Annotated in this window: 10 protein-coding genes; 4 read left to right on the forward strand and 6 right to left on the reverse strand. The window is 49.2% G+C overall.

The window, feature by feature from the left end; translation table 11 throughout:
* Positions 1–95: 95 nt before the first annotated feature.
* Entirely contained in the window at positions 96–1,109 is a 1,014-nt protein-coding gene (locus AC07OI_RS19925; protein ID WP_492706755.1) for an NADP-dependent oxidoreductase, read from the forward strand.
* Between the two features lie 54 nt (positions 1,110–1,163).
* Here AC07OI_RS19925 and AC07OI_RS19930 read toward each other — a convergent pair whose 3' ends face one another.
* Positions 1,164–2,867, reverse strand: coding sequence for a glycoside hydrolase family 44 protein (locus AC07OI_RS19930; RefSeq protein ID WP_495258461.1), 1,704 nt, complete (start codon positions 2,865–2,867; stop codon positions 1,164–1,166).
* Positions 2,868–3,260: 393 nt separating this feature from the next.
* Here AC07OI_RS19930 and AC07OI_RS19935 point away from each other — a divergent pair, with 393 nt between their 5' ends.
* Together AC07OI_RS19935 and AC07OI_RS19940 are read left to right on the forward strand one after the other, a co-directional pair.
* Positions 3,261–6,599: a S41 family peptidase gene (locus AC07OI_RS19935; RefSeq protein ID WP_495258462.1), complete on the forward strand. Its 3,339-nt coding sequence runs from the start codon at positions 3,261–3,263 to the stop codon at positions 6,597–6,599.
* Positions 6,600–6,795: 196 nt separating this feature from the next.
* A complete protein-coding gene (locus tag AC07OI_RS19940; protein WP_495258463.1) occupies positions 6,796–8,739 on the forward strand; it encodes a hypothetical protein in 1,944 nt (647 codons plus the stop codon).
* 40 nt (positions 8,740–8,779) lie between these two features.
* Here AC07OI_RS19940 and AC07OI_RS19945 read toward each other — a convergent pair whose 3' ends face one another.
* The 4 genes from AC07OI_RS19945 to AC07OI_RS19960 form a co-directional block, all read right to left on the reverse strand.
* Complete coding sequence (locus tag AC07OI_RS19945) at positions 8,780–9,604, reverse strand: DUF2189 domain-containing protein (RefSeq protein ID WP_495258464.1); 825 nt, start codon at positions 9,602–9,604, stop codon at positions 8,780–8,782.
* Between the two features lie 98 nt (positions 9,605–9,702).
* Positions 9,703–10,674, reverse strand: a complete 972-nt coding sequence (locus AC07OI_RS19950) for an alpha/beta hydrolase family protein (RefSeq protein ID WP_495258465.1) — start codon at positions 10,672–10,674, stop codon at positions 9,703–9,705.
* 4 nt (positions 10,675–10,678) lie between these two features.
* On the reverse strand, positions 10,679–11,263 hold the full coding sequence (locus AC07OI_RS19955; protein WP_492706837.1) for a TMEM175 family protein: 585 nt from the start codon (positions 11,261–11,263) through the stop codon (positions 10,679–10,681).
* Positions 11,264–11,404: 141 nt separating this feature from the next.
* On the reverse strand, positions 11,405–11,785 hold the full coding sequence (locus tag AC07OI_RS19960) for a tautomerase family protein (protein ID WP_492706744.1): 381 nt from the start codon (positions 11,783–11,785) through the stop codon (positions 11,405–11,407).
* Positions 11,786–12,004: 219 nt separating this feature from the next.
* Here AC07OI_RS19960 and AC07OI_RS19965 point away from each other — a divergent pair, with 219 nt between their 5' ends.
* On the forward strand, positions 12,005–12,802 hold the full coding sequence (locus tag AC07OI_RS19965) for a substrate-binding periplasmic protein (RefSeq protein WP_495258466.1): 798 nt from the start codon (positions 12,005–12,007) through the stop codon (positions 12,800–12,802).
* On the opposite strand, the gene AC07OI_RS19970 is transcribed toward AC07OI_RS19965, so the two are convergent.
* Positions 12,799–13,923, reverse strand: a complete 1,125-nt coding sequence (locus AC07OI_RS19970; RefSeq protein WP_495258467.1) for a DUF2855 family protein — start codon at positions 13,921–13,923, stop codon at positions 12,799–12,801. The two genes, AC07OI_RS19965 and AC07OI_RS19970, sit on opposite strands and share 4 nt — an antisense overlap.
* Positions 13,924–14,001 lie beyond the last annotated feature (78 nt).

Genomic DNA, 14,001 nt, shown 5'->3' on the forward strand with positions numbered 1-14,001 from the left:
ATGCAATATCCCTGCCTTATCAGGCAACAATATCCTGTCTATACTGCTCTTCATGGTCAGCGCTTCGCTACCTTACCACTCGACAAGGAAAAAACATGAACGCCATCAATTCTCAATTCAAACTCGCAGCCCGTCCACAAGGCAGCGTTAAAGCCAGCGATTTCAATCATGTCACGGAGCAATTGCGTGACTTGCAAGCAGGCGAAGTGCTGATCAAGAACCTGTATATCTCGCTCGACCCTGCCATGCGCGGCTGGATGAATGAGAGCAAAAATTCCTATATGCCACCAGTTGCGATTGGTGAAGTCATGCGCGCCCTGGCTGTTGGCAAGGTAGTTGAATCAAATAATCCTAAATTTGCAGTCGGCGACCATGTCAGCGGCATACTGGGCATGCAAGAGTATGCTTACTCTGACGGCAATGGCATCAGCAAGGTTGACCCCAAACTGGCCCCGCTGCCACTGTATCTGAGTACCCTGGGCATGCCAGGCATGACTGCTTACTTTGGTTTGCTCGAAGTCGGCCAACCCAAGGAAGGTGATACCGTTGTCATCTCCGGCGCAGCAGGTGCTGTTGGCACCATCGTTGGCCAGATCGCCAAGATCAAGGGTGCCCGTGTTGTTGGTATCGCCGGTGGCGCAGACAAAGTCCGCTACCTGACAGAAGAACTGGGCTTTGATGCAGCAATAGATTATAAAAGTGAAGATGTCAGTGCAGCACTGAAACAGCATTGCCCTAAAGGCATAGATGTGTATTTCGATAATGTCGGCGGTGACATCCTTGATGCAGCCCTGGCGCAACTGGCATTTGGTGCCCGCGTTGTGATTTGCGGTGCGATATCCCAATACAACAATACTACGCCAATCAAAGGCCCATCAAATTACCTGAACCTGATGGTAAAGCGCGCGACAATGAAAGGTGTGATGGTATCCGACTTTTACCCACGTGCCATGGAAGCTGCCATGGTCATGGGTGGCTGGATCATGTCTGGCAAATTGAAAAGCCGCGAAGATATCGTCGAAGGCCTGGAAAATTTCCCTGAAACTTTCCAAAAACTGTTCACTGGTGAAAACAATGGCAAGCTGATTTTGAAAGTAGCTGCTGCCTGAGCCAGGTAGCCTGACTCAGATGAAAAGCCACCAGCATGCTGGTGGCTTTTTCAATCAGGGTTTCAACACGAAATGCAAGACAGATCGTGCAGGCAAGGTATAACTGAATTTATTCTTCGAAATATTGCTGAGGCCGCTTCTGGCAGTGATGGCATTACTGCTGCCGCTGACACCCCAGACTTGTGCATATTTAAGATTCACGGGGTGGTTCAATTGAAAGCTGCTTGTTACATTGCTGGTTTGACGATTGATGGCAATGACATGAATGACGTTGGGATCATTAACATCAACCGCTGCATACACCGCCGCATTTGCGTTGTTACTGGACACTGCCTTGACTGACGTGGCCGGAAAAACAGATTTATTACCATCGTAATTTCTGTATATCTTAAAACCGGCAGCAATGAACTCTTCTGCATCACCAAAATAAGTCGCCAGATAGACGCCCTGCTTGCCAAAGGTACCCAGTGCATCTGCCTGGGCGATGGCACCAGTAATATCGCTCTTGCCACCGAAATCATATTCAGTCACGGCCAGTTTGGTGCCCGGATAAAAATCATTGATGGATTGCTGCAACTTGGGCAGCATTTGCAAAGCGCGCCCATCGGTGAACCCATTGCCGGTCTGGGTAATCCAGCTAGGCTCTACATAAGTAGAATCCCACAGACTGCGGGCAGCCTGTACACGGTCAGTCGCATTGTAAGACGCTTGCGGATAGTAATGAAAAGAGAATACATCCAGTAAACGACGACCAGCACTTTGCGAAGCCTGGTTCATTTTTGCCAGATAGGTATTCGCCATGGCCATGCCATTGTAACGGTAGCGGTCACCAGTATTATTACTGTAATAGGGTTCCACATTGTATTGCGCCCAGTCAGATGGCTGATGTGAAGCTGAACCATCCCACACCGCCCACAGGCTGAACAACCCCAGATAGCCGCTGATTGCCGGTCCAAACGTTTCGGCAGAAGCATCCATGCGCTTGACGGTTGTCGCGAGGCTGATATTCCTCTGCAAAACATCAGTGACTGTGGTCAGCGAGGGGTATAGATTGGCATGCGTGCCACTCTCTCCGCTGTTCGTCGTCCAGTGATGCCAGAGATCAGGCTCATTATCCAGTTCATAGCCTTTCACGCCATTTGTTGTAGAGGCAGTGCCATATTTTTGCACGAGAAAATTGATTTCTTCATCAATATAGACCACGCCATCACTCAGGCCTGGTGTCAGACTCAGACTACCAGCCGCAGCCGGTTTGTCATTCATGATGTTTACCCAGCGCGCAGTATCCACATTCGACGGCCCAGCGGTGCTTTGCCACAGCTGGTAACCCATGCAAGTCGATGGAGGATTCAGATTAACGATGTCCTTGGGTAATTTCCCCGCAGCAGGCAATTGCAGCAAAGAATAAGTGCCCAGCACCAGCGACTGATCCTGGAAATTTTGTAATGCAGCACCCGGCGCATAATAAGCCAGGCCATTGTTTGAATTGGGATTACCCGCCCCGGCAGTCGCACTGACACCGGCATTGGAAGAATGACACCAGTCATTACCCGAATTGCTGACGCCATTTTCCCAGTTATAGCTGGTCATGTTATTACCGCCCAGGCGGCGCGAGCGCAAATTCAGGCTTTGTAAACTGGCTTGTCCGCCCTGATTGGCCCAGCCTGCTCGACCAGTACCATCGGCGTAAGCGTTATAACCATAGATCAGCGGGCTGATAGTCTTGCGCTCTGCCTGAGTATCAATGGAAAATGTCACATTCTGTGCCGACGTTGTCGAAATTTCCGCCGAAATACCCAGAATTAAAAGAACTTTACACAAGCTGACTTGTCTCATGATGCACCCTTGGTCTGCTCGTAAGTGAATTATTTCCAAGTGGAAACTCAGCACTCAGGGTACTTCATAATTTTTAACAATTCAAGAAACGTCTGGCAGCCAAATGTAACTGTAAAACATGCTGTTTCTGTTTTTCCTTGGAATAAATGAAAAACTGCTTACAGAATGTTGCAAATCCCGTTATTGCGTATTGTTTTTCACTCAGCCTTTGCATGTATTTGAGGCTATTTTTTTGCAACATGACTTTGTAATTTTAATTTCAATTTACACAAGTATTTATTAAAAAATCATCCACATCCATTTTCGAGAATAACAATGAGACCAAGCAAACTCGCCCTCGCTCTAAGCCTGACCAGCCTGATGACTACCGCACTTGCTGCACCTGCCTATTATCGTTTCCCCAGCATACGTGGTGATGCTGTTGTATTCACGGCAGAAGGCGATTTATGGAAAGTGGCAAGTAATGGTGGCCAAGCGCAAAGGCTGACCAGCCATCCTGCGGCAGAAGTCTTGCCCGCTATTTCACAAGATGGAAAATGGCTGGCATTTTCTGCTGCCTATGAAGGTGCGAACGAAGCTTACGTCATGCCCATGACAGGTGGCGTACCCAAGCGCATCAGTTTCGAAAATGACCAGGTATCTGTCCTGGGCTGGACTGCCAGTGGTGAAGTATTGGTAACGACACTCAATAGCACAGGCCCGGCCTCGCACCGTATCATCGCCGCTATCAACCCGCAAACCCTGACGCGCAGGGTATTCCCGGTGGCAGATGCGAATGAGGCTGTGCTTGATGACAGTGGCAAGTACCTGTACTTCACCCGCTTTGGCTTGCACATGACGAATGACAATGCCAAACAATATCGTGGGGGTGCTACTGCACAAGTCTGGCGGTATGACGTACAAGCTAAAACTGAAGCCACACAATTATTTGCAGAAGACAAGAGTAACAACCGTCGTCCCATGCTGTGGAAGGGCAAGCTCTACTTTGTCAGCGACCGCAATGGTGCCTTCAATATCTGGAGCGCCAATCCTGATGGCACGGATGCGCGCGTCCTGACCCAGCACAAGGAATGGGAAGTGCGCAATCCCAGCATCGCTGATGGCAAAATAGCCTATCAATTGGGTGCCGACTTGCATGTACTTGATATTGCCAGCGGCAAAGACCAGACCTTGAATATAGACCTTGTGTCTGACTTTGATCAGCAACGCAAGCGCCAGATCAAAAACCCGATGGAATATGTGTCGAATATAGAAATCGCTGGCAAGGAAGAACGCCTGCTGTTCACTGCGCGCGGACGCCTGACCATTGCAGGCTCAGGCCCGCAAAGACGCATAGACTTACCCGTGCCAGAAAACGCCCGCGCCCGCGAAGCCGTGTTTTCGCATGATGACAAATCCGTGTATGCCATTGTCGATACCACGGGTGAAAATGAAATCTGGAAATTTCCTGCCAATGGCGTAGGTAAACCTGAAGTGCTGACAACCAATGGTGACGTACACCGCTACCGTATCATCCCCTCCCCTGATGGCAAGTGGCTGGCTCATACCGACAAGCGCGGCAGGCTGTGGCTGCTGGATCTGGCAACCAAGACCAATCAGGTGATTGATGATGCAGGCAAAATTGGCGCTGAAAGGCAGGAAGAAGTCATCTGGTCGCCAGACAGTAAAACCATCGCCGTCGTCAGGGCAGACAACAAATTGCAAAGGCCGCAGATAGGTCTGTACGCTGTCGACAGCAAGCAAATACACTTTGTCACCAGCGATAAATACAACTCACATGCACCGGTGTTCTCGCCCGATGGACGCTGGCTGTATTTTTACTCTGAACGCAATTTCCAGGTCAGCAACCGCGCGCCCTGGGGTGACCGCAATATGGGACCGCATTTTGAAAAGCGTACTGGCCTGTATGCACTGGCTTTGCAAGCAGGGAATCGCTTTCCTTTCAAGGCTGACGATGAGTTGAGCAAGTCTAGTGACAAAGCCACAGATAAGGAAAAAGACAAGGACAAAGAAAAAACAGACGACAAGAACGCCGACAAGTCCAAGGATAAGCCTGCCGATAAAGCAGACGAAGTCAAGAAACCTGCCAAGCCCGTCCTCCCTTCCATACAGTATGCCGGTCTGGCCGAGCGCTTGTATCAGGTACCACTGGCGTATGGTAACTACCGCGACTTGGCCATTGATGAAAAACGCCTGTATTTCACTGAAGCAGAAGGCACGGATGGCAAGTCCACGTTGAAGACTCTGGCGATAAGCAAGACTTCACCACAACCCGACATTTTTGCCGGCAACATACGCCAGTTTGATTTGTCTGCCGATAAAAAACATGTGTTTTATCGTCAGCAAATTGGCACTGGGCCGCAGGAATTCTTTGTTGTCGAAGCCGGTGCAAAACAACCGGGCGATGTCAGCAAATCCAAAGTCAATATTAACGACTGGGCTTTCTTCCTCAGTCCTAAACTTGAATGGCAGCAAATGTATGCCGATGCCTGGCGCATGCACAGAGACTTTTTGTTTGACGACAAAATGCGTGGCGTAGACTGGAACAAGGTACGCACCAAATACGCACCACTGGTCGACCGTATTACAGACAGGGCTGAGTTGAATGATGTATTGGGCATGATGGCCAGCGAAGTCAGCACCCTGCATTCACAAAGCCGCCCTGGCGATATACGCCGTGCAGCACCAGAAGGACAAGCTGCCTCGCTGGGTGCGGTATTGAGCCGCACGGCAACTGGTTACCGCATCGACCATATCTATCATACTGAAGCGGAATTGCCGTCCGAGCGTACACCATTGTCTCAACCTGATCTGGACATCAGGGAAGGCGATATCATTACCGCCATCAACGGTCTGCCTGTGCTGGAAGCGCGCGACATCTCAGACCTGTTGACCAATCAGGCAGACAAACAGGTATTGATGCATGTCAAACGTGGTGACCAGGCTGCCCGCGCTGTCATCGTCACACCGGTCAACATGATGAAGCATGCCAATCTGCGTTATAGCGACTGGGAGCAAAGCCGTAGCGAGCAAGTCAGCAAGGCATCGCAAGGTCGTATCGGTTACCTGCATCTGCGTGCCATGGGTGCGCAAGACATCAATAGCTTTGCCCGCGAGTTTTATAGCAATATAGAGCGCGATGGCCTGATCATAGACGTGCGCCGTAACCGTGGTGGCAATATCGATAGCTGGATCATAGAAAAACTCTTGCGCAAAGCATGGGCTTTCTGGGCTTCACCAACCTCGGCACCATATACCAATATGCAACAGACCTTCCGTGGTCATCTGGTTGTGCTGGTTGACGAGTTGACTTACTCTGATGGCGAAACCTTTGCCGCCGGCGTCAAGGCCTTGAAGCTGGGGCCGCTGGTGGGCAAACGCACAGCTGGTGCTGGCGTATGGTTGTCAGACAATAATTCGCTGTCTGATAATGGCATGATCAGGGCCGCTGAGAATGCACAGTTTGGCATGGATGGCCGCTGGCTGGTAGAAGGCATAGGTGTAGTACCGGATGTTGAAGTGGACAACTTGCCACATGCGACCTTCAATGGCAAAGACCAACAGTTAGAAGCCGCCATACAGTTGCTGGAGAAGAAATTGAAAGAACAGCCAATTAAAGTTCTGGTGCCGCAAGCCATTCCACCTTTGAAATAAGTAGCAAGTAAGTAGCAAGTAAGTAGTTTCTCATATTGCATAAAAAATCCTCATAGTTAAACACTATGAGGATTTTTTTTATTTAGCTCAATGCCCGCGTTTTGCCCGCTAAGTGAGCCAACGCACAAAGTATTTACGAATGCTCAGTTATTGTGTAAATACGGATAAAAGCAGGTCTTAAGAAAGCAGGTAGTGCATGATAATCTCGCCCATCAGTTCAGTGACGACACCGGGATTGCAAGCTGCATCAGCAATCAATCTCGCTACAATTGACGCCCTGTCTCCAACAATAACCAGCAACCCCGGTTCGCCCGATGCAATTGCAACAGGCAGCAATAACATCACTGTTGACGTTTCTGCCCTTGGTGAATTGCTGGCCTACACAGCGCGCTTGCAAAGCAGGCAAACTGCAAATGCCCCGGTTACGGATACGGTGGACCCGGCGGATACAACTCAAGTTGCAGCTGCATCCAAAGCTGATGTTGCCCAGCTCACCGCCATCGCAACTTCTTTTGTGGATGCATTTAATCAACTGCAAGCCAGCAATTCCGACCTGGCGGAAAACCCCTTGATACCCACTAGTAGCGACAGCCTCTTGCAAGCCATGAATGCCGGCGCACAAAACACAGACGGCAGTAGCCTGTTCGAGCAATTGGGGAGAATTGGGATCAATTTGCAAAATATCGCCCAGCCTGACAGCAATAGTTTTCTGACACTGGATGTGAATGCTTTTCAAAATGCCCTGGCTGAAGATCCTGCGGGCACAAGCACTTTACTGACGCAGGCGTTACAAGTACTGGGTAGCGCAGAGAGCACCGTTATTGCACAAAATCAGGAGCTTGGTTCTGGCAATATCCTGACGAATACAAATATCAATGAAACTGCCAGGGCTACAAGCTCAACTGAAAGTACCGGTACAGATAACAATGTCAGTAACAGCGCTGCCTCATCGGCTAATTTGAATGAAGATGTAGGCACCGCAACGACCAACGCCAATGCAGAACTGCAGCGAGCATTGGGAGATGAAGCACTGCAGGTGGCAATCGATACCACCAGAAATTCTCAGACTGTAGTAGCAAATACTAATGGCACAAACGATACAGCAAACAATGCCGTGCAGGCAAGGCTTGAAATACCCGCATCTCCAGAAACAACGACAGCAGCGCCAGCCACAAGTGATGCTGCAAATACCTCACAAAATAATGTCGCAATCAGTCCTGCAGCAGATAAATCTGTGGATACAAGGACGACCACAACTTCTGCTACAGGGGCTGACATAGCCTCGAATGCCGCAGTGAATGCGCTAGTAACTGGTACCAACGCCAACAGCAACGCCCTTTCAGCCACAGCAGAGACGACGGACATCACCAACAATCAGTCATCACCTGCACAGGGTACACAAGCATCGACACAAACAGCGGCACAAACCCTGTCTGCAGAAACCGTTGATACACCTACGGTATTACAGGCAACTATAGCCACTGAAAACAAGTTGTCTGCAAATCCCGCAACACCGTCTTCACTGCTGACAGAAAGTCAGCTAGAAAATCAGGTCGCGGCAAATACGGCCAAATTAAATGAAAGCACGGTGTCCAGTACCGCTTCAAGCAATACAAAGACCATACTAAATACCCCTTCCACATTTGAAGAAGTCAGCAAAACTCTGGATACCATTAATCAGGCCACAGCAGCAGCAAATAATATTGCAGCCAACAAGCCACCCGGTTCAGCCAACCAGACATCAGGTGTTGCTGTTACTCCTGTACCCGTCAATACCAGCGTCCAGCAAACTACGCCCGTCAACAACAGTGCGGTAGTCAACAGCAGTGCTAATGTGACCGGTAATGTGAACAGTATACAGGCCAGCATCAACCCCCTGATTTCTGCTGCAGTAGCTGCACTTCGTGTGAGAGACGGTCTGCAAGTTAACACAGCAGAAAAACCGCGCTCAGCAGAGACTGATGCAGTCACAGCGCCTGAAGCAGTTACGGTGGTAGAGCCTGTTACGCTGGATTTGCACGAGCATGCACAAAACCAGCGTCATGATGCAGAGGCTGACTCTGCATATCATCAGGCCGGGGAATTGGGTGAACCGGAAAAAGATGCAGAAACTGCTGACAATATCAATGTCAATATTTGAGCAAATCAAGGCATAAACTTACACTGGAAGTTTTTAGGGCTCATTGGCGATCAGCAGCGTTGCCTACCACATCCTTATACGCATGCCAGCTCGCGTGAGCTATGATGGGCATCAGTATCAGGAAACCCAGGTTCCAGCTCATGAAACTTAGCACCACACTGACAATGATCAGTGAAGACCAGACCAGAGTCGCCGGAACATTGATGAACAAGGCAACACAACTGATGATCATGGCGGTAATAGCGTCAGTATCCCTGTCCAGCATCAAGGGTATGGACACCCAACTGATGGCAAATACCAGACTGGCAAAAACAAAACCTATGCAAACATATACGGCCAAAAATTCCAGATTATTCAGCGAGAACAATTGCGCCAGAAACCCCTGCATGGTCGGCATACCCTTGTTATAAAACAGCGCAAAGATCACCAGCGAAGCGCGTGCCCAGACCATCATGATGACGGCCAGTACCAGCGCCAGCACACCTATGTTGCTCCAGCGCCCGTGCATGGAAAACACGCTACCCAACAAACCTGAGCGTACATTTTCAAGGCGACGGCTGATATCGTATAAACCAAGCGCAAGCAAAGGTCCTGCCAGCAGAAAGCCGCAAGTCAGGGCTGACAGATATTCCGGTGCATTATTCAGCACCAGTCGCAGGACCAACCCCATGGCGGCAAAACATACACCATAGAAAATGCTGGCGCTACCAGATGCACGAAAATCTTGCCAGCCCAATCGTAACCAGACAAGTGGCCGGAACATGCCCACCCGGCGCAAAGGCGGGAAAGCCGCTTCATTATCAATGACGGTGGTGATGTCAGGTGGCGCACTATCCCCGCCTCTGCCTTGCGATTGATTTGCCATTTTGTCCCCGGATATTTGGAAATGCCCGCTTCTTTGATACGGATCAATTTCCATCCTAAGACAGTCCAGTACGAATAGCAATCCATACCGCAAATGTTTTATTTTAGTTTGGCGCGCAAGAAAGTATTCAGTCCAGTGACCAATTCAGGAGCCAAAGGTAGAGCCGGATCAGTATAGGAGGACATCTGTTGCCTCATGTCGCCGTTGATGATTTTCAAGACATGGTTCATGTCGTGTACCAGCAAGCTTTTTGCATCTGGCTTGGCAGCCATCAGAGCTGCCAATTGCGCGGTTTCTACCTGAATATCCTTGTCGCCCTGTATCAGCAAAACCGGACAAGTCAGTTTGCCTATCTCTTTTTCCGGGGTGTATTGAAACCAGGAAATAAGATAAGGCTGTACGCTGTCGCGATACAAAGATTTCAATTCTGTTGGCACGTCGGTATAGGTTTTTCCAGCTTGCAGGCTACTCAGAATTTCTTCATTCCGTGCGGCCAGTGGTGGCGGCAATTTCCCTTGCAATTGCTGACGCAAAACATCAGCGGCATTTTTTGCCGGGCCAGCCACGGATATATATGCCTTGACAGGTTCTTGCCGGGCAGCCAGCATGGCAATAAGGGAACCTTCGCTATGTCCCAGAATGGCAACATCGGAGAAACGTGCATCTGCCTTCAACAGCTTTAACCAGGCAACTGCATCCTGCACATAGGTTTCAAAGCGCAAATCAGCCTCGGATGTAGCTGCGCTGGCACTACCTGCAATACCGCGCTTGTCAAAACGTACTGATGCAACTCCTGCTTGTGCCATGGATGCCGCCAGCATTTTCAGGGAATCATTCTTGCCTTTGAGTCTTACGGAATTGCCATCCCTGTCGGTAGGGCCAGAACCTGCAATGAGCAAGACCACAGGTAATTTGCCTTTGCTGACGGGCAGTTGCAGGCTGCCGTCAATTTTCCCGGTAGTGGTAACAAGAACGATATTCTGGTCATTGCCGGATTGATCCTTAGCCAGGCCGGGCATGCAAAAAACCAGGCCAGCCATCAGGGTGATGGCAGAAACAAAAAAACGCATGGGTTTACTCTTCGTGATTCTTCAAGGCTTTTTCTATGCGGCGGTCAGGTATCAGCCATATCAAAGCCATCGCCACATACAAGGTCATCGATAGCAGCGGATACCAGAAAGCCAGAGGAATTGCGGTTGCGTAGGTAATAGGCGAGAGCTTGCCCTTCCAGTCTGCACCTACGGCTTTTTTCAATAAAGAATCTTCGCCCTGGGTGGCGATGATCTGTTGCTGCAAAATGAAATACGCAATCGCTGCCATCAGCAAAACGACACCATACAAAGCTGCAGGTGCAGAAGCAAAATGATTTTCACCTACCCAGCCAGAAGCAAAAGGGATGAGCGAAAGCCAGAACAGCAAATGCAGATTGGCCCACAAAATGCCACCCGTCACCTTGCGACAGGTATGCAACATGTGATGATGATTATTCCAGTAAATACCGACGTAGACAAAGCTCAGGATGTAGCTCAGGAATACCGGCCACACAGGCAGCAGCACATCCAGCGTACCGCCATGCGGCACTTTCATTTCCAGCACCATGATGGTGATCAATATGGCGATAACGCCGTCGCTGAATGCTTCCAGTCTGGTTTTTCCCATCATGCTTGCTCCGTCTTGTAAAATTTTAGTTATTCTGACGGATATACTAATCCAGCGCCAGCAAAAAACTTGGCTGTACTTGCCTGATATTCCCTGCCCGACCCGGTTGGGAAAAACCAAATATCCGGGATGAAACTACACTCAGGTATGGAGCAGGCGGCCACCGGCGAATGACCAGTTTTCCCAGGCAGTTTCCCTGAAACAGACCATGATGTTTTCAGGGTTCATGCTCTTGTCGCAGAGACGTTTCATAAGGGTATCCAGTAGTTTTTTCTTGACCTGGACACTGCGGCCGACGGACCAGAGTATCTCTATCAGGACAAAATCCTGATTCCTGTCCTTATGCAGGTCGGGGTAGTGAGTATCAAAGCGGAAGTTTTCCGGGTCCAGTTCCAATATGCGCTGAAACTTGTCTTTCTCTGGCACACCCGCTTCTATCAATGCCGCGTGTACAGCATTCAAGACTGTCTCTTTGAACAACAAGGACTTGGGTTTGCAAACGGTAATTGTGACGAGGGGCATAATGTCTCCTTTTCTACAAAAACTGCGACTTTAAAGAAGTTTATTTTCATCTTAGCAAATTAATTAGCTCTTTTGAAATTTGTTAATGTTTATTTTGGTAAGGCTTTGCAGCGATTAAGTTATATCAAGCTTCGCTTAACAAATCCTTACCTAAGACAGCTATACAACCGTGCATCACCAAAGGTATCATCGCACATCATTTCCGCATGAAAACATTGCATGTCAGATAAGTATCACGCCGTTTTACTGAGCGCTTCCCGTTTTATAGGGATGCTGCTTTGTCTGTGCTGTCTGCAATCAAAAGCACATGCCGTCACTGTTCTGCCTTTGCTACTCGCAGAAACCCGCGATGAAAACGGCGAGATCGCTCCCATCCGGCCAGAGAATCAAAAAATCATCGCCTATTTTGAACGTGCCATGGATGTGAAATTTGAAATGCGCCGTTACCCCCTGCCACGCGTCATAGAAAACATAGCCAAGGGTGAAGGTCTGGGATTTGGTTTGTCGAAAAATAGCGAGAGACTGAAAACCATGCGTTATTCAGAGGCAGTTTTTTCAGACTTTGTCTGGGTCGTGGTCAGGGACGACAGCCATATGAAATATTCTGGCATCGGCGACTTGCAGGGCAAATCCGTTGGCATAGTCAGGGGCATACGTTTTGGTGATGAGATAGACAAATTGCGTAATGTGTCGTTCAAGGTAGAAGAAGATCAGCCACAAAGTAGTTCCCGTCTGAAAAAACTTTTATCGGGACGCATGGATGTCATGCTGGTTAATTCTCGCCTGCCAAATGCAAAAGACCTGGAAGCGGAACTGAATCTTTATCTGGACGAAAAGAACCTGCGCAGCGAAACGCAAATGAATTATGGTGTCAAGGTGTTTGCCAAACCTTTGCTGGTTGATCCCATCCATTTCACCTCTGGCATCAATACCAAAGCAGATGTCATCAACAGGATCAACACCGCCATCATCAGAGGCAGGAAATCTGGTGATTTGCCTGCCCTCTGGAAAAACTAAACCGCATCTCCGCCAAGCAAAGTCAGGACATTACCCTGGTCGGGCCGCGCTGCACCACCCAGCATGTCATCATAGACTTGCCGGACTGCTGCCTCGCCCTGGCCATGGATAACCTGCATCCATGGTTTTTCTGCAGTCATCACCGGTTGCATGAAAGCTTGCCAGGCTAGTGCTAAACGAGACTGCACGCCATTCGGCCCCCAGTCTGTCATGCGTTTTTTGATTTGGGCTGGAGCAAAAAACAGAGCCGGTTTTGCACCAGGCAGGTTTGATCCGCCGCTCAGTTCTTCCCAATGCGTGCCACCCACAGCACAGCTATACTTCATGTTGTCGTTGAAATGATGATGCAATTGACTGCGTAATTGCCCGTTACCAGCCATATCAACATACACAACAGCCTGATCAGCAGCCAACTCAGTCACCTGGTCGTAACTGATGACTTCGTCATAAATAGCCATATTCCGTACAAACTCCAGGTTACCAGTTGAAGTCAGGCCAATGACCTTGCAAGCCTTGTCCTTGCGCAGCGAAAGCATGAATGCCAGTCCATAAGCGGTCTTGCTGGAGGCGCTGGAAATCAGCACGGTCTGCGCACCAAAGAACTGATTATCATCAAGAAAATCATCAATCATGAATGAGGTGATGAACAAGGGTCGCAGCAAGACTTGCACATCTTCAGATTCTTTGGTGTAGCCAGGGTCAGTGCTTGTACGAACATAGTGATTGTATAAACCATGCATGGCCTGCCTGTGTTCAACACCATCGACAAAGCCGCCAGGCGACACCCGCGTCGCCTGCACCGTTAAATGAGTCGCCATGGGGTAGTAACCATAGAAGCGCTCGCCAACCTGTACACCTTCCGCCTTCGATGCCAGTACGTCGCCAAAGCCCCAGACCGGAATATTGCCCCAGCCTTCATCTGTAGGAAAAAAATTCCAGTAATGCATGGCAGTGCCAAAAGCGGCATAAGTCACATTATTCGAGGTGAAGGCAAAACGCTCCACTTGCAAAACCACCTGACCATCTTGCAACTCCGCTTCAGCAGGTACATGCAGGGGTTTGAATCTTGACTCCAATAGATTGCTTTTGTTGACAATAAATTCTTTGGCTGGATTCTTCATGGTCTCGTCGTTTTCACGTCAGTTTATTAAGAAATTTATATTTAAATTCTAGTATTGCACGATTCAGGAAATTTTTCC

It is taken from the genome of Undibacterium sp. GW821-FHT07F11 (assembly GCF_059418665.1).